Below are 25831 nucleotides of genomic sequence, written 5' to 3'. Positions count from 1 at the left end.
AAGAATTATTTTACGGAACAGATACTTGGGGCATTCCGCTTCACTGAGCCACGGTCAGTCGCACGGACTGGACGTTGAGCGGTGTCGGGGCGGAGAGCGCCAGGAAGTTGGGACGCTTGGGATCGGCGGTCAGGGAGTCGCCCGGCAGGCTGAGACGGATCTCGTTGATGCCCGCCTTGGCCAGCTTGACCGTGGTGGTGAAATCATGGCCCAGCGCCACCTTGAGCAGGGCGCCAGCCTGGGGGCTGTTGATCCTGGCCTGGATGGTGAGCTGCTCCGGCTGGGCCTGCTGCTTGGGCAGCACGAAATAGAGACCGCCCTGACCGCTCAGCTCGGTGCCTTGCTCGCTGGGCTTCTTGGCCCAGCCTTCGCTTGAGAGGAAGCGGCTCGGCTTGGTCAGGTTGAGTTCGTTGCCGGGCTGGTAGGTCATGCTGGAGTTGTGCTCCCAGAAACGGGTCTTGCCTTCCAGGTAATAGAGCTTGTAAGCCAGGCTCACGTTGGGGTGAGCGGCCAGATAGAGGGTATAAAGGTAGAAACCGCTCAGTGCCAGGATGGCAGCCAGAAAACCGAACTTTTTGTAGGTCATATTACTCACTCGACGCCCGACAGATTGATAGGCAGATTTCGCGCATATGCTAATCCAATTGCAAAAAAAGCATAGTGGATCACAAAAATATATTTGCTCACATATTAACCCTCAATCACCCTGCTTACCAAGGGGCTTTGGGGTCGTTTGCTTCCTCTTCTTGATTGTGGCTTTTTCGGCGCCAGCCTGTCTGCCGCCACCTGAGGCGCATCAGGCAAACGGCTGATATTGTGCTTTGTTGTGGCAGGATCTGTCGCCATTTCACCCGGGCAGAATTAAGATGGCCTGTCACGTCGTCAAGGATGACCCATGAGACTCTTCTCTCTCTGTGTGCTCTGCTGTCTGCCCCTCCAACCGTTGTGGGCGCAATCGTTCTGCTCCTCCCCCCTTCGCGTCGGTTTCGATGACTGGCCCCCATACCACTATTACCAGCAAGAGGGAGCACGTCGGGAACTGCGTGGATTTGCGGTCGACTACCTCAATGCCGTGTCGAATCGGCTGGGTTGTCGTCTGGTCTATGTGGAGCGTCCCTGGAAGCGGGGGTTGCACGATCTTGAGCGGGGTCGGCTGGACATCGTGATGGAGGCGTATTTTGCTGATGAGAGGGCGCGTTATGCCTGGTTCTCCATCCCCTACAACCCGGGCCGGACATCGCTCTGGGTACGCAAATCCGGTACCGGTGAGGAGTCGGATCTGGCGAGCTGGTTGGCCCACGGGCATCGCCTCGGTGTGACCAGGGACTACTATTACGGCCCGGAAATCACCAAGGTTCTGCAGCGATACCGCAACCAGGTGAGCGAGGTCAACGATGTGCAAAACTATCGCAAGCTGCTGCTTGGGCGGATAGACGGTTTTCTCGGGGATAGTCTTGCCACGCCCTGGGGTCTGAAGAGAGAGGGGCTGTCGGACGCGGTCGTCCCCCACACCATGGCGATCCATGAGACGCCCACCTTTTTCATGTTGAGCAAGAAGACCCTGTCCGGGGAATTCGTAGCGCGGTTCAACGAGGCGATAGTGGCCGTCGGCGACAGCGGGGAGCAGGAACTCATCTGGCGTCGTTACACCTCCGTCCGCTAGCAAAGTCGCCAGCATTCACGCATCATGGGGACCTGACCGTCGCGCCTGACAGGCCGAAATGAACCGATTTGAGGCAAGCGTGGTAAGAAGCATGGGTAAGAAGTATTGGTTGGCATTGGCGAATCTCATCTGGCTGGGCTGCTGGCCGGCCAGCATGGTTCATGCCAGCACGGAACAGGCGGTAGTGGCCAGTCCCAGCATCCAGCATGACTGGTATCAGAACGAGGTGGCCGAGCAGGCTCGTCATGAGCTTGAACAGCAGTTGCAGGAAGCGGTGCTGGCCCAGCTGCATCCGGATTTCTACCGCCTCTGGCAGCAGTTGCAAAAGACCCCGGCGGATCGACGCGGTGCCCTCTACGATGAGGCCTTTGGCAAGCTGGCCCGGTTCCAGCAGGCCTGGCGAGGGATGGATCTGGTCGCGCGCGAACAGATGCAGACCCTCAAGCTGGATCTGAACCGCCCCCTGGCCCATGCCCCCCAGGGAGACAATCTGCTGGAGCAGGTCAGGCAACTCAGGCCACAGGTGGCGGAATACGACGCCGTGCGCGACGAAGTGCGCAAGCTGCTGGCCATGCCCATGGCCAAGCACTGGCCCACCCTCTCCATGCCGACCCTGCGGGCCGGGGAGAGCTCGACAGAGCTCGGCCAGATCCGCTCCATCCTGAACGAACTGGGGGACAGTGCCCCGACTCACCAGGACAGCCTCTACGATCTCGAGACCGAACAGGCCATCAAGCAGTTCCAGCGCCGCCACGGTCTGACGGCCGACGGCATCATCGGCCGTCAGACCCGCAGCTGGCTCAATACCGGCCCCGAGGTGCGCGCCAGCCTGCTGGTACGCAACCTGTGGCGCCGTGATCTGGTGGATCACCTTGCCGGTCGCTATGTGCTGGTCAACATTCCGGACTACCGCCTGAGCGTGGTGGAGTCTGGCAGCGAGGTCTTCACCAGTCGGGTCATCGTCGGCAAGGAGCAGCGAGCCACCCCCATCCTGGCCAGCGAGATCCGCTCCATCGTGCTGAACCCGGCCTGGCACGTGCCGCGCTCCATCCTGAGCAAGGACATTCTGCCCAAGCTCGGGCGCGATCCTGCCTACCTGGATCGCGAACAGTTCGAGGTGATCGACGGCGAGGGCAATCCGGTGCAGTTCAGCGAAGATGGCTGGCACCATGCGCTGGCCTCCGGTTTCCCTTACCGGTTGCGGCAAAAGCCGGGGGATCACAATGCCCTGGGTCGCTACAAGTTCTATCTGCCCAACAACGATGCCATCTATCTCCATTCCACCCCGCGCAAGGCGCTGTTCGAGCAGGGGGCCCGTGCCTTCAGCTCGGGTTGCATCCGGGTGGAACACGCCGACGATCTGGCAGAGTTGCTGCTGGCGGACTCCCGCTATCAGCCGGACAAGGTGGCCAGCATCCTGAAAGAGACCCAGACCAAGTGGCTGCCCCTGAGCAACCCTATCCCGGTATTTACCGTCTACTGGAGCAGCTGGATTGATGAAGAGGGACGTCAGCAACTGCGCAACGATATCTACGGATTCGACAGAGTCAGCTATCAAAGCCGCTTGCTGTGATCCTCGCCACAGAGTGAAAAGCCCGGCCCGTGCCGGGCTTTTTCATGGGTGAATGGGGTTTGACAGCGCTTTTTCTGGCAGGTAGTTTCGGCCCTTGTATCAAATTCATTCACCTGTGTGACTTCACCATGAGATGGACGGACAACGGATGCTGGGACAAGAGATAAGCCGACGCCGTCTGCTGCTGGGGGCGGGTTGCTTGATGGGGACCAGCCTGCTGTCGTTCCCTGCGCTGGCGAGCCGCAGCACTTCGGGACGGGAACTGAGTTTCTTCAACCTCAATACCGGCGAGCGGGTACGCGCCAGTTATTGGGAAGATGGCCACTATCTGAGCGACGGGCTGGCGGAGCTCAACCATATTTTCCGTGACTACCGTCGCAACGAAGTGTTCAACATCGACAGAAAGCTGTTCGATCAGCTCTTTCTGCTACAACACAAGCTGGGACGCCACGGCGAAATCCAGCTCATCTCGGGTTATCGCTCCCCGGCCACCAATCAGCAGAAGCGGCGCAAGAGTCGCGGTGTTGCCAAGCACAGCTACCACACCCTGGGGCAGGCGGTTGACGTGCGCATCCCCGGCGTGCAGCTGGCGCACCTGCGCAAGGCCGCCCTGAACCTCAAGGTGGGCGGTGTGGGTTATTACCCTTCCGACAACTTCGTGCACCTGGACACTGGCCCCGTTCGCAGCTGGTGAGTCGGGATTTCCTCAAGGGTTGAGTGCCGATTGTGTCTTTTTGCCGCTGGCATTGAGGGGGACCAAGCTGCTAGGCTCTGGACTCCAGCCAGAGGAGAGAAAGATGAAGCAGATTATGATCGGGGGGCTCATCGCCCTGTTGTTGACTGGTTGCGGCAAGCTCAACCGCGAGAGCTACGACAAGCTGAAAGTCGGGATGAGCTATGCCGAAGCGAGCGCCATCCTCGGCAAGGCCGAGCGTTGCGACGATGCTCTCGGCACCACGAGCTGTGTCTGGGGAGGGGAAGGCAAGAACATCAAGGTGCGTTTCATCGCCGACAAGGCGACCTTCTTCAGCTCGGAAGGGATCAACTGACCCTTTCCTCTCTTGCCGATGCCCAACAAAAAAGCGCCGTATGGCGCTTTTTTGTTGCTCGTTATCCGTGCGATATGGCCAGGAACTGGCGTGTTCAATGGGTGGCGTACTGATAGTTGAAGGTGGGCAGTCCCCACTTGAAGCGTACCGCCAGGAGGCGCAGCACGAAGCCGATGCCGATGGCACCGAAAGCGGCCCAGTCGTTGGGCAGCCCATGGTGCAGCGCAAAGCAGTAGAGTGCGGCGGTGATCAGCGAGACGGCGGCATAGAGCTCGCGCTTGAACACCAGCGGGATACGCTGGCACAGCAAGTCCCGCAGCACCCCCCCGAACACGCCGGTCACCACGGCCATGATGCAGGCGATGCCGGCCCCGTGGCCCATCTCGAGCGCCCGGGCAGCCCCGAAGATGGAGAAGACCACGAGCCCCAGGGCATCAAGCGCCAGGAACAGCTTGCCAAGGTAGCGCATCAGCGGGGCCGAGATGACCCCGGTCATGGCGGCGCCCGCCACCAGCAGCACGTATTCGGGGTGTTCGACCCAGAGCAGGGGATAGTGGCCCAGCAGCACATCCCGAATGGTACCGCCACCGATGGCCGTCGCCGAGGCGATGATCACGACGCCAAACAGATCCATCCGTCGCCGACCCGCTGCCAGCGCGCCAGTCATCCCTTCGGCCACCAGGCCGAGCAAGAAGAGTGCATGTAACATGAGATATCCCAGGGTGCGAGAAAGCCCCGCATCCTAACAACCCTGCGCTGGGGCGACAAGCTATCTTGGTTATGCATTAGATTAAGTAATGAAAAGGGGGCTTTCGCCCCCTCTTTTGATCATGATGATGCGGTTCAGCGTCCAAGTTGCTCGCTGCGGTATTGGTCCACCCACATGGCGGTGGCGCCACAGATGGCCACCGGCATCACGAAGAGATTCACCACCGGGATGGCGGAGAAGAGGGTCACCAGGGCGCCGAAGCTCAGGCACTTTCCACGACGTTGCTTGAGGGCGTCGCGCATGGTGATGAAGCCGATCTTGTGGTTGTCGAACGGATAATCGACATACTGGATCGCCATCATCCAGGCGCTGAGCAGGAACCAGAGCACGGGTGCCAGGGTCTGGCCCACTACCGGGATCAGGAAGAGGATCAGGCAGCCGATGGCCTTGGGCAGATAGTATTTCAGCTTGGTCCATTCGCGGCCGAAAGTACGGGGCACATCTTTCACCACATCCAGCATGCCGGTGTCATTCATGGCTTCACCGGTGAGGATCTGTTCCACCTTCTCTGCCAGCAGGCCGTTGAAAGGGGCAGCTATCCAGTTGGCCACCGAGCTGAAGATGAAGGAGAAGACCACCAGTATGGTGATGAGGGCGATGGGCCAGAGCAGGTAATCAAGCCAGGAGAGCCAGCTCGGGATCTGCTGGTGCAGCCAGGCGAACAGGCCGTCCAGTTGTAGCAACAGGGCGTAGAAGGCACCGGCAAAGAGCACGAAGTTGACCAGCAGGGGGATCAGCACGAAGGTGCGGATGCCAGGCTGGCGGATGAGCGAGAAGCCGCGCAGGAAGTAGTCTGCACCGCTGACCGAATCTTTGACCATGTGGGGTGATTGGCTCATGTGAGCTCCATCAATGAATGGGGAAAGTGCCAGCATATTACAAACAAGCCTTTGATTTGGTAAAGTCGCCTGCCCGCCTCCTCTTTATTTCGTTACCCACATAGGCCGCCATGCGTCTGAAATTGATCAAACTCGCCGGTTTCAAGTCGTTTGTCGAGCCGACCCGCATCGAACTCAACGCCGACATGACCGCCGTGGTGGGCCCCAACGGCTGCGGCAAATCCAACGTCATCGACGCCGTGCGCTGGGTGCTGGGGGAGAGCTCCGCCCGCCATCTGCGCGGCGAGAACATGACCGACGTCATCTTCAACGGCTCCATCAACCGCAGCGCCCATGGCCGCGCCTCGGTGGAGCTGGTGTTCGACAATCCCCACAACCGGGTACCCGGCGAGTTCGGCCGCTTTACCGAGATCTCGGTGCGCCGCGAAGTGCTGCGCGACGGCTCCAATCACTACCAGATCAACGGCCAGAAGTGCCGCCGCAAGGATGTGACCGACCTCTTCCTCGGCACCGGCCTTGGGCCCCGCAGTTACGCCATCATCGAACAGGGCACCGTCAGCCGGCTGGTGGAGTCTCGCCCCGCCGATCTCAAGCTGTTCATGGAAGAGGCCGCCGGGGTCTCCCGCTACAAGGAGCGGCGCCGGGAGACCGAGCAGCGCATCCGCCATACCCAGGAGAACCTGGAACGCCTTGGCGACATCCGCGGCGAACTGGGCTCACGCCTCGAGCACCTCAAGGCCCAGGCCGAGACCGCCGAGCGCTACAAGCAGCTCAAGAGTCGCAGTCGCGCGGCCCGCAGCGAACTGATCGGCTCGGAACTGTGGGCGCTGGAGACGCGTCTTGGCGAAGCCAAGACCGAACTGGCCCAGACTGAACAGGCGCTGGCGGCCCTCGATGCCAAGCGCACCGCAGACGAAGGGCGCCACGTCACCCTGTCGGTGGCCCGCCAGGAGGCGCAGGCCGAGCAGGCGAGCCGCCAGCAGCAGATTTTCCTCGGCGGGCAAGCCATCGCCCGCCTCGAGCAGCAGCAATTGCACCAGAGCGAGCTTGGCCGCGACTGGCAGACGAGGCGGCAGTCCCTCGGCGAGCGTATCGACGGTCTCAAGGCCCAGTTGGCCGGCCAGCTGGAGCAACTGGGCGACAGCACGTTGCAGGGGGAGGTGGCGTCGGCGCGCCTCGAGCAGTGTGAGCAGTTGCTCACCGACCAGCAGAGCGCGCGTGCGGTAGCGGGCGATCGGCTCGAGCAGGCGCGCCAGCGTCAGCAGCAGTGGCAGCAGCAGCTGGGCCAGTTGCAGGGGCGGCTCAACCAGACCCGCGCCGAGGTGAATGGCCTGCAGGAGCTGCAGGCCAAGACCCGGCTTGCCCGCCTCAAGCTGGAAGACGAACAGGCCGGGCCCCTTGGCGGGGAGGGGGAGAACCTGCAACCGGCCCTCGATGCCCTGGCGGCGGAACTCTCGCTCTCCCGCGCCCGCCATGAGGAAGCCGATGCAGCGTGGCAGGCCGGTGTGTCGCGCCATGAAGAGCTCAAGGCAGAGCAGGGTCGCCAGCAGGGCCTGCTGCGCGAGCTGGAGGCGCGCCTCGCCACCCTGGATCAGATCCTGGGGGAGCAGATGGCGGGTGCGACCCTGGCGGATCGGTTGCAGGTTCCCCCCGAGTGGGCCCGGGGGCTGGACAAGGTGCTCGGCCGCTGGCTCACCGCAATCCCGGCGGACGAGTGCAACCTGGCGCAACCCGGACTCTGGATTGGCCCGGCCCAGCCAGCCAGGGCCGGTACCCTGGCGGCGCAACTGGGGGGCGAGCACATTCCGGCTTTCCTCAATGCCATCTGGCTGGCAGAGAGCAGGGAGGAGGCGCTGTCCCGCCTGCACAGCCTCTCTGCCGGTGAGTCGCTGCTCACTCCCGCCGGCGACTGGTTCGGCCCCAACTGGGCGGATCTGGGGGAGGGCATGGCCCTCGGTACGCTGGCGCTGCTCGGTGAGCGTGAGCGGCTGCACACCGAGCTGGCCGCGGGTCGGGAGGCGCTGCACAGACTCGACGAGCAGCTTGCCGCCGCCGATGCAGCGCGGGCCCAGCTGCACAGTGCCCATGAGCTGGCTCAGCACACCCTGCGCGAGCAGGAGCTGCGGTGGCAGCAACTGCGCGAAGCCTGGAGTCTGCGCGAGGGGCAGCGCCAGGAGCGCTTGCAGCGCCTGGGCCAGCTGGGGGAAGAGCTGGCCCGGCTCGACAAGGAGCAGGCTGAGGAGGCGCAGCGGCTGGCGTCGGCCGGGGAGCGGCTTGAGCAGGATGAAGCGGCCCTTGGCGAGCTGCAGGAGCAGGGGGAGGTACTCGCCGAGGCGCTGCTGCTCGCCCAGGAGCAGGTGAACGGGGCGGAGCGGGCGCTGGAAGAGGTGCGCCTTCGCCGGGAGCAGCAGCAGGCGGCCTGCCAGCGGTTGCAACTGGAGCAGCAGAACCAGCGCCAGCTCATCACGCTGCGCGAGCAGGAGCTGGCCCGTCTCGGCCTGGAGCTGGCGGAACTCAAGGAGCCAGGGGCCGCTCCGAGTCAGGATCTGTCGCCCCTGCTGGTCGAACAGCGCAATCTTGAGGCGCAGCAACTGGCCTGTCACCAGCGGCTCGCGGAGCTGGAGCGTCAGCTGACCGAGCTGGAGCAGGCCAGAAGCGCCGATCACAAGCAGCTGGTGAAAATTCAAGAGAAGCTGGCGACTCTGCGGCTCGAGCGCGAGCGCAACCTGACGCGCCGGCAGGGACTGCACGAGCAGTTCGAAGAGCTGGGCGTGCGCCTGGTGGACCTCGATCAGGCGGTGCTGATTGCCGCTGATCGCGGCAAGCTGCGCCAGGAGATCCAGACGCTGGAGGCGCAGGTGGAGGCGCTTGGCGCCATCAACCTGGCGGCACTGGAAGAGTATGAGGAGGCGAAAACCCGTTCAAGCTACCTGGAAAATCAGTGCCAGGATCTGGAGCAGGCCCTCGATACCTTGAGCCAAGCCATTAAAAGAATTGATAAAGAAACACAAATACGCTTCCGCGACACTTTCGATAAGGTCAATGAAGATTTAAAATCCCTGTTCCCAAAAGTGTTCGGGGGGGGCAGTGCCTGGCTTGAGCTGACCTCGGATGATCTTTTGGAGGCCGGAGTGAGCATCATGGCAAGACCTCCGGGCAAGAAGAATGCTACCATTGCCCTGCTTTCCGGGGGGGAGAAGGCGCTAACCGCCCTTGCGCTGGTTTTTGCCATCTTCAGACTCAATCCAGCACCATTTTGTCTGCTGGATGAGGTGGATGCACCGCTCGATGAAGTGAACGTCGGTCGCTTCTGTTCTCTTGTCAAAGAGATGTCGAGCACAGTACAGTTCGTTTACATCAGTCATAATAAGGTCTCCATGGAGATGGCCGAGCAGCTGGTTGGCGTCACGATGCAAGAGCCCGGGGTTTCGCGCATAGTGTCGGTCGATATCGGTGAAGCCGTCGCTTTGGCTGAGCAAAACTAGAAAGAGAAGCAGCTAATGCAGGAATTGCGTTACATCTTGGTTGCCCTGGGCGGTATTGCCATCGCGGCATTGCTCATTCACGGGTTGTGGAGCAACAGAAAGAATCGTCAGGCACCGATCAAGGAGAAACCCCTGGGTCGGATGGAGTCCAAGTCCCGTGAGCGTGACAACGACGCCTTCGACAGCGATGGCATCGGTCAGGTGCGTGTGGTGAGCGGTGGCCGTCGTGCCGAGCCCAAACTGCGCAGCGACGAGGCCCGTCAGCCCGAACCCCGCCGTGTCGCCCCCGTTCCCGCCTTCGATGATGAAGATGACGACGCCGATCTGCCGCCTCCCGTGGTGCGCAAGCCTGCCGCTCGCCCTGTCCCCCCTCAGCCTGTGTATGAGGAAGAAGAGGACTATGACGAGCCGGTTGCCGCCCCTGTTGAAGAGGCCCCTGCCGCGCCGGTGCGCAAACCTGCCCAGGTGATCCGCCGTACCCCGGTACACCGTTCCCGTCCGCAGCGCGAGCCCATGATGCAGCCGCTGGACGAAGAGCCGCTGGTGGAGCCGGCCTATGCTCAGGCGCCGACCTTCGGTGCACGCGAGCCGGCACCGGTTGCCCAGCAGGCTCCCCGCTACGCCCAGCCGGCTTATGAAGAGCCCGCTTACGATGACGAGCCAGCCTATGAAGAGCCGGTTCACGCAGCCGAGCCAGAACCCGCTCCGGCCCCGGTCGAGAAGATCTGGCAGGATGTCTATGTCATCAACCTGATGGCCCGTCCCGGCCACGATCTGCAAGGTGCGACTCTGCTCTCTTCCCTGCTGGCGCTGGGCTTCAAGTTTGGCGAGATGGACATCTTCCACCGTCACGAAGATCTGGGCGGCAAGGGGGAGGTGCTCTTCTCCATGATCAACATGGTCAAGCCGGGTACCTTCAACCCCTATCGCATGGAGCAGTTCAGCACCCCGGGTGTGTCCCTCTTCATGCAACTGCCCCTTCGCAGCAATGCCGCCTTCGCCTTCGAGCACATGTTGCAGGCCGCGGATCAGCTGGCGAGCGATCTCGATGCCATGCTGACCGACGCCTCGCGCAGTCCCCTCAGCGACGACGACATCGCCCGCTACCGTCACGAGCTGGCGGCCTACGAGGCCAGCCGCGACTGATGCGCCATGGGGCTTGAACAATGAAAAGTGCGGTACCCCGGTGCCGCATTTTTGTTTCTGCCCCAGACTGAATGTTCCATCACACTTCGAGACTTTTTCATGAGCGATATCCTCTCCCGCCACCGTCAACTGTGTGAGCTGCTGACCGAGTACGGCCATCAGTACTATGTGCTGGACAACCCCACGGTGCCGGACGCCGAATACGATCGCCTGATGCGCGAGCTGATTGCGCTGGAGGCCGAGCATCCCGAGTTGAAAACCCCGGCCTCGCCGAGCGTGCGGGTGGGAGGCCAGCCGCTGACCGCCTTCAAGCAGGTACGCCACGAGATCCCCATGCTGAGTCTGGACAACGTCTTCAGCAGCGAGGAGTTGCAGGCGTTCGAGCAACGCATGAGTGATCGCCTCAAGCGGGAGGTGACTTTCACCTTCTGTTGCGAACCCAAGCTCGACGGTCTGGCGGTGAGCCTGCTCTACGTGGATGGCCAGCTGGTGCAGGCCGCCACTCGCGGGGACGGCACCACGGGGGAGGAGATCACCGAGAACGTGCGCACCATCAAGGCCATTCCCCTGACCCTGCGCGGCCAGGGGTGGCCTGCGCGGCTGGAGGTGCGTGGGGAGGTCTTCATGCCCAAGGCGGGGTTCGAGGCGATGAACCGCGATGCGCTGGCGGCGGGGGAGAAGGTGTTCGTCAACCCGCGCAACGCCGCTGCCGGCAGCCTGCGCCAGCTCGATTCACGCATCACCGCCAGCCGCCCCCTCAGCTTCTATGCCTACGGCGTGGGAGTCGGTGGCGACGAGCTGGGGGAGTCCCACTTCGGTCGCCTCAATCAGCTCAAGGCCTGGGGTCTGCCGCTCAGCCCGGAAGTGAAGCTCAAAGAGGGTGCCGCCGGCTGCCAGGCGTTTCACGATGATATCCTGGCGCGTCGCGGGGATCTCCCCTACGAGATCGACGGCGTGGTCTACAAGGTGGATGACATCGCCCTGCAAGGGGAGCTCGGTTTCGTGGCCCGCGCGCCGCGCTGGGCCACTGCCCACAAGTTCCCGGCCGAAGAGGAGATGACGGCGCTTGAGAACGTCGAGTTCCAGGTGGGCCGCACCGGTGCCATCACCCCGGTAGCCAAGCTCAAGCCGGTGTTTGTCGGCGGCGTCACCGTTTCCAACGCTACCCTGCACAATGCGGACGAGATCGCGCGCCTTGGCGTCATGATCGGCGACACCGTGATCGTGCGCCGGGCCGGGGACGTGATCCCCCAGGTCGTGGCTGTGGTGGAGGCGCAGCGCCCGGCGGATGCCCGCGCGATCCTCTTCCCGACCGAGTGCCCGGTGTGCGGCTCGGCGGTGGAGCGGCTGGAAGGGGAGGCCGTGGCCCGCTGTTCCGGCGGTCTCTTCTGCGAGGCCCAGCGGGCGGCCGCCATCAAGCACTTCGCGGCGCGTCGCGCCATGGATGTGGATGGCCTTGGCGACAAGATAGTGGAGCAACTGGTGGACAAGGGGCTGGTGAAGACCCCGGCGGACCTGTTCAGTCTCAACGCCATCCAGCTGGCCGGTCTCGAGCGGATGGGGCAAAAATCGGCCCTCAATCTGGTGGCGGCCATCGATGCCGCCCGCAGCACCACGCTGCCCCGCTTCCTGTTTGCCCTGGGGATCCGCGAAGTAGGGGAGGCGACCGCCTTGAACCTCGCCAACCACTTCCTTACCCTGGATGCCCTGCGCGCCGCCTCGGTGGAGCAGTTGCTGGAAGTGGCCGACGTGGGGGACATAGTGGCCAAGCACGTCTACTACTTCCTGCGTCAGCCCCACAACATCGAGGTGCTCGACGCCCTGTTGGCCGCCGGGATCCACTGGCCGGCCATCGAGAAGAAGGAGGCAAGCGATCAACCTTTTGCCGGCAAGACCTTCGTGCTGACTGGTACCCTCACCGCTTTGTCCCGCAACGACGCCAAGGCGGCGCTGCAGGCCCTGGGGGCCAAGGTGGCGGGCTCGGTGTCGGCCAAGACAGACGTGCTGGTAGCGGGGGAGGCGGCAGGCTCCAAGCTCGCCAAGGCCCAGGAGCTGGGGATCACCATCTGGACCGAGGCCGAGTTGCAGGCGGCCATTCAGCCCTGAGAATGCACGTTTGAGCAGACAAACCCGGCCCACTGGCCGGGTTTGTCGTTGGTGGGCTCACTCGACGTAGCTCACCTTGTCCTGCCAGGCATCGGGAGCCGTCAGGTGCCAGCGTGCCAGTTCGCTCTTGCTGAACAGGTATTCCCCGCGGGATGCGGCGCGGGGGGAGAGGGCGCCGGGCGCCGTGCCCGAGAGGATGGCATTGGCCAGTTCGGCGGCTCTCTCTCCCTGACTGTGTCCGTCGAGCACCAGGCCGCCGATGGCGGCTCCCCTGCCCACCGCAAAGGCCCAGAAGCAGAACAGTGGCACCGGGCTGTTGGCGCTGGTCCATGCCAGCACCTGTTGCTCGCTTACATGCTGGCCCTGAGCGTCGGTGAGAGTGTGGTAGAGGCCGAGGAAGAGCGTCTGATAGCCATTTTCCCGGCTGGCGAGCACTGCCTCCTGCCAGCGTCCGTAGTCGGTGAACTGGCGGCTGCTGACCCGGGTCTGGCCGATCGTCAGCTCGCCTCGCCCCTTAAACTCGTGGGCGACGGCGGTGCGGGACACCTCGCTTTCGTCAAACAGCACCAGGGCGCGCTCCAGTCCTCCCATCAACTGACTCATCTCGCTGATGCTGCGCTTGAGCAGGGGGCGTTCCAGTACGCCGGTGATCAGGGGGTGGCCGACCAGCCCCTTGGGGCGCGGATTCTCGTTCATCCCGAGAAACACCACGGGCGTTCCCCGGGCGGCGATGGGTCGGTCGAGGGCGTTGATGGCGTTGTCATCCCCCAGGATCACCAGCGCCGGCTGGTGGGTCCGGTAGGCGGCCATTCCCTTGGCGAGCAGTTCGTCACGGGTCTGGCCGGGCCGGCGCTTGGTGTCCAGATAGAGATAGCCGAGGTGATGCGCCTGCTCGAGGTGCTGCTCGAGGCCGGCACTGTAGCTCTGATCCCACTGGTTGCTCTGGTGATAGCTGCTGATCACCAGGATCTCGGCGGCCAGCAGCGGGAGGGAGAAGAGGGAGAGCAGGAGCAAGACCTTGGTCACGTGTGTTTTCCGCAAGGGACAGACTGTTCCCCAGTATGTGCTCTCCCGCTCTCTGGCGCTTCGGTCAATTGTTGTCGGAAGGCGTGCCCCTCTCTTTTTATCCCTTGCCGGGCGGGAGCCCGCATCCCGTCTGGGGTGAGCAAAAAGAGCGTCTTTTGGCGCTGGTCGTGAACTGCCCCACTCCTTCCAAAACCTGTTCTGGATCAAGAAACAGGGTACCGCTTTGGTGCCTAATAGACCCCACATATAGGGGTAAGCATAAAAAAAACACCCATATATAGTGTCATAAAGCTGTGCATAAGTGGTCACCCTCTCAGTGTCAGCCCAGGTGTTTCAAGCCTTGGCTGACCTTGTTTGCGCCGGGGACGGGCGTGGAGAAGGGGACTCAACGAGGGTGAGCCGAGGGTGGCCACCAGGTCTTTCAATACGGGGAAAATCGATGAAACCGGTAGTGATCAAACGCGATGGATGTCGTGCACCATTCAATGGCCAACTGATCCGCGATGCGGTCAGCCGAGCGGCGGCAGCGGTCAATCAGGCCAGTCCGGCGCTGGCAGAGCGCATTGCCGCCGCTGTCAGCCAGGAGCTGGAGGGGCGAGGGGAGGTAGACATCCACGAGATCCAGAACCGGGTCGAGAACCACCTGATGGCCTCCGACGACAAGGCCATCGCCCGTGCCTACATCGAATACCGTCACGACCGTGATCAGGCTCGCGAGGCCCGGGGTCGCCTGGCCCAGGAGATCCGCGGCCTGGTGGAGCAGACTAACGCGGCTCTGCTCAACGAGAACGCCAACAAGGACTCCAAGGTGATCCCGACCCAGCGTGACCTGCTGGCGGGCATCGTCGCCAAGCATTACGCCATCAGTCACATGCTGCCCCGTGACGTGGTGCAGGCCCACGAGAGCGGCGACCTGCACTTCCACGATCTCGACTACTCCCCCTTCTTCCCCATGTTCAACTGCATGCTGATCGATCTGCAGGGGATGCTGACCCACGGCTTCAAGATGGGCAACGCGGAGATAGACACTCCCAAATCCATCAGCACCGCCACTGCGGTGACCGCCCAGATCATCGCCCAGGTGGCGAGCCATATCTATGGCGGCACCACCATCAACCGTATCGACGAAGTGCTGGCACCCTATGTGACCATCAGCTGGCACAAGCACCGGGAGGTGGCCGAGGAGTGGGGGATCAGGGACGTGGATGCCTATGCCATGGCCCGCACCGAGAAGGAGTGCCACGACGCCTTCCAGTCACTCGAATACGAGGTCAATACCCTGCACACCGCCAACGGTCAGACGCCGTTCGTCACCTTCGGCTTTGGCCTGGGGGACAGCTGGGAATCGCGCCTCATCCAGCGCGCCATCCTAGGCAACCGCATCGCCGGCCTTGGCAAGAACAGGAAGACCGCCGTCTTCCCGAAACTGGTGTTCGCCATCAAGGATGGCCTCAACCACAAGCAGGGGGATCCCAACTACGACATCAAGCAGCTGGCGCTGGAATGCGCCTCCAAGCGGATGTACCCGGACATCCTCAACCACGACCAGGTGGTCAAGGTCACAGGCTCCTTCAAGACCCCCATGGGGTGCCGTTCCTTCCTCGGTGCCTACGAGGAGAATGGCGAGCTGGTCCACGAGGGGCGCAACAACTTGGGGGTCGTGAGCCTCAACCTGCCGCGCATTGCCCTGAAATCCCGCGATGAAGCGGACTTCTGGGACAAGCTGGACGCCGCCCTGCGGGTGGCCAAGACAGCGCTCATGTACCGCATCAAGCGCCTCGACGGGGTCAAGGCCCGGGTCGCCCCCATCCTCTACATGGAGGGGGCCTGCGGGGTGCGCCTCAAGGCCGATGACAACATCTGCGAGATCTTCAAACATGGCCGCGCCTCCATTTCGCTGGGTTACATCGGGGTACACGAGACCATCAACGCCCTCTATGGCACAGACGTCCACCTGTTCGACAGCGAGACCCTGCGCCAGAAGGCCATCGCCATCATCGCGCGGCTCAAGGCGGCCACCGACGAGTGGAAGGAGGAGACCGGCTACGGCTTCAGCCTCTATTCCACCCCGAGCGAGAACCTCTGCACCCGTTTCTGCCGCATCGACGCCAAGGAGTTTGGCGTGGTGGCCGGGGTGACCGACAAGGGCTACTACACCAACAGCTTCCACCTGGACGTGGAGAAGCAGGTGAACCCCTACGACAAGCTGGACTTCGAGGCGCCCTATCCGCCCATCGCCAGCGGCGGCTTCATCTGCTACGGCGAGTACCCCAACATCCAGCACAACCTGGAGGCGTTGGAGAACGTCTGGGACTACAGCTATGACAAGGTGCCCTACTACGGCACCAACACCCCCATCGACGAGTGCTACGACTGCGGCTTCACCGGCGAGTTCGAGTGCACCTCCAAGGGCTTCACCTGCCCGCGCTGCGGCAACCACGACCCGGCCAAGGTGTCGGTGACCCGCCGGGTGTGCGGCTATCTCGGCAGCCCGGATGCGCGCCCCTTCAACGCGGGCAAGCAGGAAGAGGTCAAACGCCGGGTCAAGCATATGTAAGCGAGCAGACCCCACCCCAGCCCTCCCCTTGGCAGGGAAGGGGGCAAAGAAGCTCCTCTCCCTTTCGAAGGGGGAGGTTGGGAGGGGGTTGGCCGTTAACCCAGAGAACTCGAATGCACTACCACCAGTACTACCCGGTCGATGTGATCAACGGCCCAGGCACCCGCGCCACCTTGTTCGTGTCGGGTTGCGAGCACCAGTGCCCCGGTTGCTACAACCAGAGCACCTGGCGGCTCGATGGGGGCAAGCCGTTCGATGAGGCGATGAGCGATCGCATCATTCACGATCTCAACGACAGCCGCATCAAGCGGCGCGGACTGTCGCTCTCCGGCGGCGATCCGCTCCACCCCGCCAACGTGCCGCATGTGCTGGCGCTGGTGAAGCGGGTGCGGGCCGAGTGCCCCGGCAAGGACATCTGGTGCTGGACCGGCTATCTGCTGGCCGATCTCAGCCCGGCCCAGCGGGAGCTGGTGGCCTTGCTGGACGTGCTGGTGGATGGCAGGTTCGAGAAGGCCCTGGCGGATCCCGGTCTGCTCTGGCGCGGCAGCAGCAACCAGATGGTTCACGACCTCAACGCCTGGCGGAAAGGAGGAGAGCGGATCCCCTGTCTGGTTTGCAGTTGAGGCCTTGGGTGTTTATGGTTAGGCCAACCCCAAGCGCTGTTTACACGAGGAATCCCGATGAACAATCTGCTCAAGATCCTGCTGGCCATCTTTCTCCCCCCGGTCTGCGCCTTTATCCAGGTGGGCTTCAGCCTCCATTTCCTCATCAACATAGTGCTGACCCTGCTGGGCGGTCTGCCCGGCATGGTCCATGCCCTCTGGCTGGTGGTAAGCGACAAGCGCGCCTGAGCCGTGAGAGATCACAAGGCCAGCCCTCCGGGGTTGGCTTTTTTTTGCCTGCCAGATGGGGGCTTCCCGGATGAGCCCCTTTGCCTGACACTGGCGCGTCGCTCATGGAATCGAGCGATACAACGAAGAGGGAATGTCAGTGCGTGTGAAAGGGTTGTTTCTGTGGGCCGCCCTGGCCCTGCTCGGGGGCTGTGCCAGCCCCACCGCCAAGCTGAATCAGCCTCCGGTGGATGTCACCTGGGAAACGCTGCCCGAATACTGGGTGCTGGTGGGGGATGCCATCAGTTTTAACCCGGTCGGGGGGCTGCCGGCGAAGAGGCCGGTCAAGGGGTATGTGACCCTTCGCTACCTCATCGATTCCAATGGCACGCTGTTCAGCCCAGAGGTACTGGAGTCCCAGCCTCCCGGCGTGCTGGATCTCATCGCCATCTCCGGGCTGGCGCAGCTGCGCTACCGGCCATCGGATCAGAATCTGCAAGCCATTCCGGCTCGGGTTGTGGCCCGATTCGAAGTGGAAGTGAAATGACAAACACCCCGGCCAGGCCGGGGTGTTTCGTGTGGGCTGTGTGCCATGACGGCGCGGATCACTGCTCCTTGCAGTCGTTGTAGCGGCTCTGCCACTCCCCGGCGTCATCGCGCATCTCGACGAACCCCTCCTTGCCCTTGTTCCACCAGACCACCTCGTGATCGTCGGTATAGCGGGCGCCGGAGGCGGAAACCGCCTGGGGCAGGGTGTAATCCTTGCCATCGGGGAGGGAGAGCTTGACGAAGTTCAGGCTCTCGTCCGAGAGGGAGAAGTAGCGAACCTGCACTTTCTGGTTCTGTTCACACAGATAGGTGACGGGATCGCCGCCGGTCACTCCCAGCTTGCCGCTGCCCAGATCGCAGCCGCCGAGCAGGGTGATGGCGCCCGCCCCCAGTAGAAAGAGCTTGGCGTGTTTCATGTTTGATCCTCACAACGGTGTCATATGGCCTTGAGCCTAACAGGATGAGGCACAACTGCAACCTCGTGGCAGGAGCCCTGCGTCGGGATGCGTCCGTCTCCCTCTGGTCCGTGGGGCAGGCAAAAAAACGCCCCGGCAGGCAAGCGGGGCGAAAGGGAGCCATCCAATGGCTGCAGAAAAGGGTCAGTGGCCGAACCGTGTCGCCTCGAAGCGATTGAGCAGCCGGTGGATGAGGTAGCAGGCGAGCAGGGTGACCACGATGGCAAAGAGGATGCTGCTCACCCGATAGAGGGCGCTGAAGACCAGGTCGTTGCCCGGGGTCAGGTACTGGCCGAACAGGATGCCGAGGGTGGTGAGGGCACCGAAGCCGACTCCGGAGCCGCTCGCCTCCTTTACATGGGCATAGCTGAACAGCATGGCACCGAGCCAGAGCACCGGGGTCACCAGCAGCAGCAAGCCGGACCAGTCATAGAGCACCAGTTGCCCCAGGATGCCGAAACTCACCCCCAGCAGGGTGCCCATGGCCCGCTTGCGGGCATAGTCCAGGGCGCCGTTCCAGTGCATGGGGAAGAGCAGCAGCAGGGTGGTGGCCTGGGCGGACATGGAGTCGCGCAGATCGAAGATCTGGAACACCAGGAACGAGAGGGTCGCGATGGATGCCCCCAGCAGGGCTTCGTGGCGCATCCGGTGCGGCGCCTTGGGGGAGGGGGCCGGCCTGGGGCGCTCCTCCACGTCCGGAATGAGGGCCGTCATCAGATAGGCGATGAGCACCGACAGGACGCTGGCCCAGAGGTTGCTGAAGATGAGGTCGTTCAGATCAATCCCGGGGTAGCTGGCAAAGTGCAGCATGATGCTGAGGCTGAGTACCCCGTTGGCACCGAACAGGAACAGGCTGCCCCGGGACATGGCGGCGAAACGGTAGAGGAAGAGCAAAAAGACCAGGGGGGTCATGAGCCCCGGGTGGCCGCCGAACAGGCCGCCGAGCAGCCCCACTTCCAGACCGCACATGGCGGCGGAGGCGATGAGCTGGCGGGCGGCGTGACCGTTCATCACCGGCACCAGGCCGAGCAGCAGCACCGGGGTGACGGTGAAGAAGACCCCGTTGCTCCAGCCGAAGATCTTGCACAGCACAAACCCCAGGGTACAGCCAAAGGCGATGCGCAGACACTGGCGCAGTTCGTTGGGGGTGAGGGGTCTGTGCCACAGGTTCATGGTCGTCATCTCAATAGATGTAGTGCAGCAGGCTGAGCAGACGGATCTGGCCGCGGGCCAGCAGCCCGGTCAGGGTGTTGTCCGGCAGCAGCTGCACCGTGGCGCGGGCCCCGGCCGGCAGGTGAGTGGGCAGTTGCTCCAGGGTCAGGTGCAGGCGCAGGCGCTGGGCATCCCGCACCCAGCGATCGGACTCGACAGGGTTCGCAAGCTGGCCGTTTGCGTCAAACTGGCCGGCGCTGACCCCGGCATCCAGGCTGGCGACGCGGGCCGGATAGAGACGACCGGGCTCGCCGTCGAAGGCGACGAGGGCCTGACTGCCGGCGCTGACATGGCGCAGGCTCTTCTCGCGAAAATCGGCGATCACGTCCACCTGCTCGGAGACCAGGGCCAGCAGGGGGGAGCCCGCATTGGCCACGCTGCCAGGCTTGAGCTGCAAATTGGTGATGATGCCGTCCTGGCTCGCATGAACCCGGCTGTAGGCGAGGTTGAGCTCGGCCTGGGCGAGGCGGTTGCGGGCCTGGCGCAGCAGCAGGTTGTCTTCCCCTGGCAAGCCGCGGTTAACGCGGGCCTGCTCTACCCGGGCCTGGCTGCCGAGCAGGTTGGCACGGGCGGTGCGGGCGGCGCTGTCGGCGTCATCTTTCTGTTGTTCAGAGACCATGTGACGGCGGTAGAGGGCGTCGATGCGCGCCGCTTCCCGCTGTTTCTGGTCGGCCTGGGTGCGCAGCGAGCTGTACTCCGCCTCATAGGCGGTCAGGGTCGCGTCCAGCTGGCGGTTCTGCTGCCTGGCCTGATCCAGGGCGAGCCTGGCCTGATCCACGGCGAGCTGGAAGGGTTCCGGGTCGAGGGCGAACAGCAGATCCCCCTGCTTGACGTGCTGGTTGTTGGCGACGGCGACTTCGACCACCTTGCCGCTGACCTGGGGGGCCATCCGGGTGACGACCCGGGTGGCCATGGCCTGGGGGGTCAGGGGCATCTTGATGTCGGCCAGCAGAAAGTAGCCAAACACCAGGACGAAGCAGACGATTGCCCACTTTATCCAGCGCTTGAATTGTTGATCCGGTGTCATCTTATTCTCTCTCTTCATGCTGTGCGGCTATCTTGCCGAGGGCGTTGGCGGAGATGCGGTGCACAATGTCTTCAAACTGGGCCAGCTCCTGCTGGCTGATGCCGGTGAGCAGTTCCCGGCGCACGGCGATGATGCGGCCCTCGATCTGATCGAGCAGCGCCTTGCCCGTCGGGGTCAGGGTGACGATGCGGGCCCGCTTGTCCTGGCTGCAACAATGGCGCTCGATCAGCCCCTGCTCCTCGAGCTGACCCAGGGTCCGCATCAGGGAGGGGAGCTCTATCTCCAGGGCCTCGGCCAGGGTCTTCTGGCTGAGGTGGCCGCCGAGGCGGCTGAGTTTCCACAGGGCGGTCCAGCGGGGATGGGTGAGCCCCAGAGGTGCCAGCTCGAGATCGGCCACGGTGCGCCAGAGCCGGTGCAATCGCCCCAGCTGCTCGGCGAGGGAGAGTTCTCGCAACATATCCAGATCCTTTTTCATGACGGGCACCTCAATTACTTAGCTTGCGAAGCATTATATTTATTTCGCAGGCTAAGTAAATAGTGTGATACAGCTCACGTTCAGGTTTTTTGCCCGGGCCGTGGTGTTTAAGTTTTTATATGGCTTTGCGGGCCAGCTAACCGACAACGGCCGGAGGAGGCGTTAGAGTGGCCACCTTTGAGGTGCGCCAGGCTGGCCATTGACCCGGCCGGGGGACACCCTCACCCTGGGCTTTCCCGTCCGCTGCAAGGTTGAACGATGAAACTGCGCCACCAGCTAGTCACCCTCTCGCTTGGCTTGTCACTGCTGCTGATCCTGATCCTGGGCTGTCTGCTCGCCCTCTTCATGCGCCACCTGCTGGAGAACAACCTGAAGGAGAAGGGGAGCGATCTGGCCCGGGTGCTGGCGGCGGACAGCCGGGTGGTCCGGGCCATGGAGAAGGGGAGCGATCCCGGGCTGCGGGATTATGTGCAGGGGATCTGCAGCCGCACCGACGCCGCCTACATGGTGGTGACCGACGAACATGCCAGGCGCCTGAGCCACCCCTCCCCCGAGCTGGTGGGCCAGACCTTCCGGGGGGAGGACATCTGGCCTGCGCTCCAGTCGCGCGAGAGCTACTGCTCCCGGGACGTGGGCACCCTGGGCCCCGCCATCCGCTGCTTCGCTCCCGTGGTGGGGCCCGATGGCCAGGCCATCGGCGCGGTGGCGGTGGGTTATCTGATGCGCACCGTGGAGGGCACCTATCAGGAGCGGATCGCCCTGCTGGTCGGCGCCATCGCAGCGGTGCTGGGGTGCGGCCTGCTGCTGGCGCTCTGGGTGCAGCACCTGCTGCGCCGCACCCTGCTGGATCTGGAACCGGAGACCATTGCCAATCGCTTCGCCCAGCAGGATCTGGTGCTGGAGGGGATCTCGGAGGGGATAGTGGCCCTGGACAACCAGCACAGGATCACCATGCTCAACAGCGCCGCCTTCTATCAGTTGCGACTGTCCGGCACCGGGCGCCACGCCCTGCTGGGCCGCTCCCTGGCGGAGCTGGCCCCCGGCCTCGTGCCCACGTTGCAGCAAGGGGGAGCGGTCAGGTTCACCGTGCAGGGGGATGACTTCGTCGGCCACTGGCAGGAGCTCAGCGGTCGCGAGCCGGGGCGCATGCTCATCTTCAGCCGGCCAGACGGCACCGGCAGCCTGGGCATGCAGGTGACCCACCTGCGCCAGTACGGCGAGATGCTGCGCATCCAGACCCATGAATTCGCCAACAAGCTCAGCAGCCTCTCCGGTCTGCTCCAGCTCGGCCACGTGGATCAGGCGGTAGACCTCATCCAGCAGGAGAACGAAGCCTGCCAGAACATGTTGCAGGATCTGCTGCGGGTCATCGAGAACAAGCCGGTGGCCGGGCTCATCCTCGGCAAGTTCAGCCGGGCGCGGGAGCTGGGGGTAGAGCTGGTGCTGGATGCGGGGTCGGCCCTCGGGGAGTATCCGGCCGAGGTGTCGGCGGATCTCATCACCTGCATCGGCAACCTGCTGGACAACGGCATTCGCGCCGCCTGGGGGAACCGCGAGCACGCCGCGCCCAGGGTGCTGCTCTCCCTCGATGATCTGGGGCGGCGGCTGGTGATCGAGGTGGAGGACAGTGGCGAGGGGGTGGACGAGGCGCTGGCGGATCACCTGTTCGACTACGGTGTCAGCCGCCAGACCGGGGATCACGGGGTCGGCCTCTTCCTGGTCAAGAAGACGGTGGCCAGGCGGGGGGGCGTGATAGAATGGCGCCGCACCGCCGAGCAGACGACCCTGTTCGGTATCTATTTGAATAAAAACCAATTGGTGTAAGTCATGAAGCCAATCTTCACGCTGATTATCGAGGATGACGAGCGGATAGGCGCCATGTTGGGGGAGCTGGTCTCCTCCACGGCCGGGTTCTCCCTGATGGGGCGGGCCGGCACCCTGGCCGAGGCGGATCGCCTGATGGCAGGGAGCGAGCCCCGCTTGCTGATGGTCGACATCTCCCTGCCCGATGGCTCGGGCCTGGAGTGGGTGAGCCGGCTGCGCAGCCACAACCGGGAGGTGATGGTGATGATGGTGACCGCCTCCTGCGACGTGGAGACCATACAGCAGGCCCTCAACCTGGGAGTCCAGGACTACGTCATCAAGCCGCTGCGGCTGTTTCGCATCCAGCAGAGCCTGGAGGAGATCCTGGTCCTGCATCGCCGCCTGTGCGAGCCGGGGGAGCTGGCCCAGAGCGACCTGGACCGCCTGATGGGCAAGGCGCGCAACCAGGGGCGGGAGGCGCGGGAAACCCCCAAGGGGATCGACGCCATCACCCTGCGCCAGGTGCTGGATCTGCTGGCGGGGGAGCCGGACAACACCTTCTCCACCGACACCGTGGCCCTGCGCCTCTCCCTGAGTCGCACCACGGCCCGCCGCTACCTGGAGTTTCTGGAGTCAGAAGATCGGCTGGACGTGGAGCTCAACTACGGCCAGCGTGGCCGCCCGGAGCGGCGCTACCACTGGCGCCGGGAGTCGTGACCCCGCCGCGGGCACAACGCCGAAGAGGCCGCGCACACCATACTGCGCAGATAAAAGGGAGCCTTTGAGCTCCCTTTTGTTTTGCCCCGATGCGAGCCGGCCCCTCTATCTGGGGTCGCCCGAGAAGGGGTGCAGGGCGGTACGGGCGCGCTCGAACAGGGCGATGAGGTGATCCGCCACGGCCCGCACCCGCCGGGAGTGGGCGAGATCGCTGTGGAGCACCAGCCAGATGGGCTGATCCACCCCGAGCTCCGGCAGCAGGCAGACCAGATCCGTCTGGCGGGCCAGGTAGTGGGGCAGCACCGCGAGCCCGAGGCCGGCTTTGGCGGCGGCGAGCTGGGCCGCCAGGGTGCCGGTCTCCACCCGGCAGGGGCGGCCGCGCAGCATGCGGGTCATCCATCTGGCGGCGGGCAGGTGGCTCTGGGTTTCGTTCCAGCCGATGAAGTCATCCTGATCGAAGCTGGCGGCATCCACCCCGGGGCTGCGGGTATCCAGGTAGGCGCCGGTCCCGTAGAGGCCAAAGCCCAGGGTGCCCAGACGCAGCAGGGTGAGGTGGCCGGCATCGGGCTTGACCATGCGCACCGCGAGATCGGCATCGCGCCGGTGCAGGTTCACCGTCTGCACCCCGGTGACCAGCTCCACCCTCAGCTCGGGGTGCTGGGCAAAGAGCGTCGGCAGGGAGGGGATGATGAGGGGATTGGCCAGGTTTTCGGCGGTGGCGAGGCGCACTGTGCCGGCCACCTGTCCCTGCAACTGTCCCGCCTCGCCAAAGGCCAGCCCCGCATGTTCCAGCGCTTCGGCTCGCTCAAGCAGGGCCTCCCCGTCGTCGGTCAGGCGATAGCCCTGCTGGTGGCGGCTGAACAGGGGCAGGCCGAGGGCCGACTCCAGCCGGTCCAGGCGCCGGGAGACGGTGGCCACCCCCATGCGAAGGGCGTGGGCGGCACCGCTCAGGGTGCCGCTGCGGGCGATGGCCAGGAAGACGCGGGCGTCGTCCCAGAGCAGGGGATCGTGCATAGTGTTTCCATAATCGGAAAATAGGTTGCCAGTTATCTCTATATCTCATTCATTTTCGGAAGGCCATACTCCCCTGCAACTTGTCAGGGAGAAAATGCGATGCAACGACGAACACTGGGAGCCAACCTGCAGGTCTCTGCCCTGGGGCTGGGCTGCATGGGGATGAGCGAATTCTACGGGCCGCGGGACGATGAGATGTCCTTGCGAGTGCTGGCGGAGGCGGTGGAGCGGGGCATCGACCTGCTCGACACCGCCGACATGTACGGCCCCCACCACAACGAGGCGCTGATCGGGCGTTTTCTCGCGACCCGGCGGGGGCAGGTGAAGGTCGCCACCAAGTTTGGCATCGTGCGCCAGCACGGGGAGTACAGGCGTACTCTCGACAACAGCGCCCGCTATGCGCGCCAGAGCTGCGAGGGCTCCCTGCGCCGCCTCGGCATCGAGCAGATCGATCTCTACTATGTGCACCGCCTCGATCCGGCCCATCCCGTCGAGGAGACCATGGCCGGGCTGGCGCAGCTGGTGCAGGAGGGCAAGATAGCCCGCATCGGTCTGTGCGAGGTGAGCGAGGCCACCCTGAGGCGCGCCCATGCCGTGCACCCGGTGGCGGCGGTGCAGACCGAATACTCCCTCTGGACGCGGGAGGTGGAGGCGGCGGTGCTGCCCGCCTGCCGGGAGTTGGGGATTGGTCTGGTGGCCTACTCCCCCCTGGGGCGCGGGTTTCTGACCGGGCGCTACCAGCAGGAGGCGGTGTTCGAGGAGGGGGATTTTCGGGCCGGTCTGCCGCGGTTTCAGGAGGACAACCTCGCCACCAACCGCACCCTGGTGCAGGCGGTCATGGCCCTGGCGCAGCAGAAGGGATGCTCGGCGGCGCAGATAGCCCTGGCCTGGCTGCTGGCGCAGTGGGAGGGGATAGTGCCCATCCCCGGCACCCGGCGCCTGACCCACCTTGAGGATAACCTCGGCGCCCTCTCGGTGCGCCTCTCCCCAGCGGAGCTCGGGGCCCTGGGACAGGCCATCCGGACCCTGCCGGTGGCGGGGGAGCGCTATACCGCCGAGGGGATGAAGGGGGTGAACGCATGAGCGGCTCGCACACGGATCGCCGTGAACGGGCGTTCGCGCTGCTGGCCCGGCTCGATCCCCTGGCGCCCACGCGGGTCGCCGCCAGCCTGGATGCCCTGTCACCCGAGCTTGCCGAGCTGGTGCTGGGGTTTGCCTTTGCCGATGTGCTCGCCCGTCCCGGCATCGATCTCTGCACCCGCGAGATGCTCACGGTGGCGACCCTGATGGGAATGGGCACGGCGCCCGGACAGCTCGAGTTCCATATCCGGGCCGCCCTCAATGTGGGGGTCAGCCGGGAGACCATCATCGAGATCCTGCTCCAGGTCGCCGTCTATGCCGGAGTGCCCGCCTGCATGAATGGCATCAGTGCGGCCCGCAGCGCCTTCGCCGCCCATGACAAGGGGCGGGGGGGCAGGGATTAAGGAGGAGACGCCACCCTGACGAAAAGGTCAGGTGTGCCCTGACGAGGGCAGC

The 25831-nt window shown here is 64.0% G+C and carries 24 protein-coding genes; 15 read left to right on the top strand and 9 right to left on the bottom strand.

The genetic code is table 11. The features are described 5' to 3' along the window. Positions 1-40: 40 nt before the first annotated feature. Positions 41-586, bottom strand: coding sequence for a hypothetical protein (locus C3418_RS02770; protein ID WP_010673441.1), 546 nt, complete (start codon positions 584-586; stop codon positions 41-43). A gap of 309 nt (positions 587-895) precedes the next feature. Between C3418_RS02770 and C3418_RS02765 the strand changes: the two genes are divergently transcribed. From C3418_RS02765 to C3418_RS02750, 4 genes are all read left to right on the top strand, one after another. After that, on the top strand, positions 896-1663 hold the full coding sequence (locus C3418_RS02765) for an ABC transporter substrate-binding protein (protein ID WP_069651724.1): 768 nt from the start codon (positions 896-898) through the stop codon (positions 1661-1663). A 91-nt stretch (positions 1664-1754) separates the two neighbouring features. Continuing rightward, positions 1755-3236 carry a murein L,D-transpeptidase gene (locus C3418_RS02760; RefSeq protein WP_103857905.1) on the top strand — a complete coding sequence of 494 codons (1482 nt, stop codon included), beginning with the start codon at positions 1755-1757 and terminating at the stop codon, positions 3234-3236. A gap of 148 nt (positions 3237-3384) precedes the next feature. Then, a complete protein-coding gene (locus tag C3418_RS02755; protein ID WP_039039271.1) occupies positions 3385-3930 on the top strand; it encodes a DUF882 domain-containing protein in 546 nt (181 codons plus the stop codon). Between the two features lie 103 nt (positions 3931-4033). Further along, a complete protein-coding gene (locus tag C3418_RS02750) occupies positions 4034-4285 on the top strand; it encodes a DUF3862 domain-containing protein (RefSeq protein ID WP_103857904.1) in 252 nt (83 codons plus the stop codon). Between the two features lie 94 nt (positions 4286-4379). Here the strand turns inward: C3418_RS02750 and C3418_RS02745 are convergent, their stop codons facing one another. Next, on the bottom strand, positions 4380-4994 hold the full coding sequence (locus C3418_RS02745) for a trimeric intracellular cation channel family protein (RefSeq protein ID WP_103857903.1): 615 nt from the start codon (positions 4992-4994) through the stop codon (positions 4380-4382). A gap of 134 nt (positions 4995-5128) precedes the next feature. Next, positions 5129-5893, bottom strand: a complete 765-nt coding sequence (gene cysZ / locus C3418_RS02740; protein ID WP_010673447.1) for a sulfate transporter CysZ — start codon at positions 5891-5893, stop codon at positions 5129-5131. Positions 5894-6003: 110 nt separating this feature from the next. On the opposite strand from cysZ, the gene C3418_RS02735 reads away from it, so the two are divergent. The 3 genes from C3418_RS02735 to ligA all read left to right on the top strand — a co-directional run bounded on the left by C3418_RS02735 (position 6004) and on the right by ligA (position 12630). Beyond that, positions 6004-9378, top strand: coding sequence for an AAA family ATPase (locus tag C3418_RS02735; RefSeq protein ID WP_103857902.1), 3375 nt, complete (start codon positions 6004-6006; stop codon positions 9376-9378). A gap of 15 nt (positions 9379-9393) precedes the next feature. Further along, positions 9394-10524, top strand: a complete 1131-nt coding sequence (gene zipA / locus C3418_RS02730; protein ID WP_039039273.1) for a cell division protein ZipA — start codon at positions 9394-9396, stop codon at positions 10522-10524. Positions 10525-10623: 99 nt separating this feature from the next. Further along, positions 10624-12630 (top strand): NAD-dependent DNA ligase LigA, encoded by a 2007-nt coding sequence (ligA, locus tag C3418_RS02725; protein WP_103857901.1) that lies wholly within the window; start codon positions 10624-10626, stop codon positions 12628-12630. Between the two features lie 57 nt (positions 12631-12687). On the opposite strand, the gene C3418_RS02720 is transcribed toward ligA, so the two are convergent. After that, positions 12688-13656 (bottom strand): ABC transporter substrate-binding protein, encoded by a 969-nt coding sequence (locus C3418_RS02720; protein ID WP_103857900.1) that lies wholly within the window; start codon positions 13654-13656, stop codon positions 12688-12690. A gap of 439 nt (positions 13657-14095) precedes the next feature. On the opposite strand from C3418_RS02720, the gene nrdD reads away from it, so the two are divergent. The 4 genes from nrdD (at position 14096) to C3418_RS02700 (ending at position 17590) form a co-directional block, all read left to right on the top strand. Continuing rightward, positions 14096-16213, top strand: coding sequence for an anaerobic ribonucleoside-triphosphate reductase (nrdD, locus tag C3418_RS02715; RefSeq protein WP_103857899.1), 2118 nt, complete (start codon positions 14096-14098; stop codon positions 16211-16213). Between the two features lie 113 nt (positions 16214-16326). Then, on the top strand, positions 16327-16836 hold the full coding sequence (gene nrdG / locus C3418_RS02710; protein WP_010673453.1) for an anaerobic ribonucleoside-triphosphate reductase-activating protein: 510 nt from the start codon (positions 16327-16329) through the stop codon (positions 16834-16836). A gap of 57 nt (positions 16837-16893) precedes the next feature. Then, positions 16894-17064: a YqaE/Pmp3 family membrane protein gene (locus C3418_RS02705; RefSeq protein ID WP_010673454.1), complete on the top strand. Its 171-nt coding sequence runs from the start codon at positions 16894-16896 to the stop codon at positions 17062-17064. Between the two features lie 133 nt (positions 17065-17197). Beyond that, positions 17198-17590: an energy transducer TonB gene (locus tag C3418_RS02700; RefSeq protein ID WP_103857898.1), complete on the top strand. Its 393-nt coding sequence runs from the start codon at positions 17198-17200 to the stop codon at positions 17588-17590. A gap of 58 nt (positions 17591-17648) precedes the next feature. Here C3418_RS02700 and C3418_RS02695 read toward each other — a convergent pair whose 3' ends face one another. The 4 genes from C3418_RS02695 to slyA all read right to left on the bottom strand — a co-directional run bounded on the left by C3418_RS02695 (position 17649) and on the right by slyA (position 20761). After that, a complete protein-coding gene (locus tag C3418_RS02695) occupies positions 17649-18008 on the bottom strand; it encodes an MliC family protein (RefSeq protein WP_010673456.1) in 360 nt (119 codons plus the stop codon). A 183-nt stretch (positions 18009-18191) separates the two neighbouring features. Next, positions 18192-19220 carry a DUF2955 domain-containing protein gene (locus C3418_RS02690; RefSeq protein WP_010673457.1) on the bottom strand — a complete coding sequence of 343 codons (1029 nt, stop codon included), beginning with the start codon at positions 19218-19220 and terminating at the stop codon, positions 18192-18194. 10 nt (positions 19221-19230) lie between these two features. Next, positions 19231-20286 carry an HlyD family secretion protein gene (locus C3418_RS02685; RefSeq protein ID WP_103857897.1) on the bottom strand — a complete coding sequence of 352 codons (1056 nt, stop codon included), beginning with the start codon at positions 20284-20286 and terminating at the stop codon, positions 19231-19233. 1 nt (position 20287) lies between these two features. Next, positions 20288-20761 carry a transcriptional regulator SlyA gene (gene slyA / locus C3418_RS02680; protein WP_103857896.1) on the bottom strand — a complete coding sequence of 158 codons (474 nt, stop codon included), beginning with the start codon at positions 20759-20761 and terminating at the stop codon, positions 20288-20290. A 258-nt stretch (positions 20762-21019) separates the two neighbouring features. Here slyA and C3418_RS02675 point away from each other — a divergent pair, with 258 nt between their 5' ends. Continuing rightward, positions 21020-22585, top strand: coding sequence for a sensor histidine kinase (locus C3418_RS02675; RefSeq protein WP_103857895.1), 1566 nt, complete (start codon positions 21020-21022; stop codon positions 22583-22585). A 3-nt stretch (positions 22586-22588) separates the two neighbouring features. Further along, a complete protein-coding gene (locus tag C3418_RS02670) occupies positions 22589-23281 on the top strand; it encodes a response regulator (RefSeq protein WP_039039279.1) in 693 nt (230 codons plus the stop codon). Positions 23282-23386: 105 nt separating this feature from the next. Here the strand turns inward: C3418_RS02670 and C3418_RS02665 are convergent, their stop codons facing one another. Continuing rightward, a complete protein-coding gene (locus C3418_RS02665; protein WP_103857894.1) occupies positions 23387-24295 on the bottom strand; it encodes a LysR family transcriptional regulator in 909 nt (302 codons plus the stop codon). 99 nt (positions 24296-24394) lie between these two features. Here C3418_RS02665 and C3418_RS02660 point away from each other — a divergent pair, with 99 nt between their 5' ends. Continuing rightward, positions 24395-25378 carry an aldo/keto reductase gene (locus C3418_RS02660; RefSeq protein WP_103857893.1) on the top strand — a complete coding sequence of 328 codons (984 nt, stop codon included), beginning with the start codon at positions 24395-24397 and terminating at the stop codon, positions 25376-25378. Further along, positions 25375-25779: a carboxymuconolactone decarboxylase family protein gene (locus C3418_RS02655; RefSeq protein ID WP_010673464.1), complete on the top strand. Its 405-nt coding sequence runs from the start codon at positions 25375-25377 to the stop codon at positions 25777-25779. Before C3418_RS02660 ends, C3418_RS02655 begins: the two co-directional genes overlap by 4 nt. Positions 25780-25831: the final 52 nt, after the last annotated feature.

The organism is Aeromonas sp. ASNIH8 (assembly GCF_002919855.1).
GTDB classification, from domain to species: domain Bacteria; phylum Pseudomonadota; class Gammaproteobacteria; order Enterobacterales; family Aeromonadaceae; genus Aeromonas; species Aeromonas caviae.
The sequence above is the reverse complement of the archived record's forward strand: the minus strand, read 5'-3'. Positions and strand labels throughout refer to the sequence as shown.

Bases quoted from the DNA above. Each gene is read 5' to 3' on its own strand.
- C3418_RS02685 (WP_103857897.1), bottom strand. From the start codon at position 20,286: ATGACACCGGATCAACAATTCAAGCGCTGGATAAAGTGGGCAATCGTC.
- zipA (WP_039039273.1), top strand. From the start codon at position 9,394: ATGCAGGAATTGCGTTACATCTTGGTTGCCCTGGGCGGTATTGCCATC.
- nrdG (WP_010673453.1), top strand. From the start codon at position 16,327: ATGCACTACCACCAGTACTACCCGGTCGATGTGATCAACGGCCCAGGC.
- C3418_RS02760 (WP_103857905.1), top strand. From the start codon at position 1,755: ATGGGTAAGAAGTATTGGTTGGCATTGGCGAATCTCATCTGGCTGGGC.
- C3418_RS02655 (WP_010673464.1), top strand. From the start codon at position 25,375: ATGAGCGGCTCGCACACGGATCGCCGTGAACGGGCGTTCGCGCTGCTG.
- C3418_RS02690 (WP_010673457.1), bottom strand. From the start codon at position 19,220: ATGAACCTGTGGCACAGACCCCTCACCCCCAACGAACTGCGCCAGTGT.
- cysZ (WP_010673447.1), bottom strand. From the start codon at position 5,893: ATGAGCCAATCACCCCACATGGTCAAAGATTCGGTCAGCGGTGCAGAC.
- C3418_RS02660 (WP_103857893.1), top strand. From the start codon at position 24,395: ATGCAACGACGAACACTGGGAGCCAACCTGCAGGTCTCTGCCCTGGGG.
- C3418_RS02770 (WP_010673441.1), bottom strand. From the start codon at position 586: ATGACCTACAAAAAGTTCGGTTTTCTGGCTGCCATCCTGGCACTGAGC.
- C3418_RS02675 (WP_103857895.1), top strand. From the start codon at position 21,020: ATGAAACTGCGCCACCAGCTAGTCACCCTCTCGCTTGGCTTGTCACTG.
- C3418_RS02735 (WP_103857902.1), top strand. From the start codon at position 6,004: ATGCGTCTGAAATTGATCAAACTCGCCGGTTTCAAGTCGTTTGTCGAG.
- slyA (WP_103857896.1), bottom strand. From the start codon at position 20,761: ATGAAAAAGGATCTGGATATGTTGCGAGAACTCTCCCTCGCCGAGCAG.
- C3418_RS02750 (WP_103857904.1), top strand. From the start codon at position 4,034: ATGAAGCAGATTATGATCGGGGGGCTCATCGCCCTGTTGTTGACTGGT.
- C3418_RS02665 (WP_103857894.1), bottom strand. From the start codon at position 24,295: ATGCACGATCCCCTGCTCTGGGACGACGCCCGCGTCTTCCTGGCCATC.
- C3418_RS02705 (WP_010673454.1), top strand. From the start codon at position 16,894: ATGAACAATCTGCTCAAGATCCTGCTGGCCATCTTTCTCCCCCCGGTC.
- ligA (WP_103857901.1), top strand. From the start codon at position 10,624: ATGAGCGATATCCTCTCCCGCCACCGTCAACTGTGTGAGCTGCTGACC.
- C3418_RS02670 (WP_039039279.1), top strand. From the start codon at position 22,589: ATGAAGCCAATCTTCACGCTGATTATCGAGGATGACGAGCGGATAGGC.
- nrdD (WP_103857899.1), top strand. From the start codon at position 14,096: ATGAAACCGGTAGTGATCAAACGCGATGGATGTCGTGCACCATTCAAT.
- C3418_RS02765 (WP_069651724.1), top strand. From the start codon at position 896: ATGAGACTCTTCTCTCTCTGTGTGCTCTGCTGTCTGCCCCTCCAACCG.
- C3418_RS02695 (WP_010673456.1), bottom strand. From the start codon at position 18,008: ATGAAACACGCCAAGCTCTTTCTACTGGGGGCGGGCGCCATCACCCTG.
- C3418_RS02700 (WP_103857898.1), top strand. From the start codon at position 17,198: ATGTCAGTGCGTGTGAAAGGGTTGTTTCTGTGGGCCGCCCTGGCCCTG.
- C3418_RS02755 (WP_039039271.1), top strand. From the start codon at position 3,385: ATGCTGGGACAAGAGATAAGCCGACGCCGTCTGCTGCTGGGGGCGGGT.
- C3418_RS02745 (WP_103857903.1), bottom strand. From the start codon at position 4,994: ATGTTACATGCACTCTTCTTGCTCGGCCTGGTGGCCGAAGGGATGACT.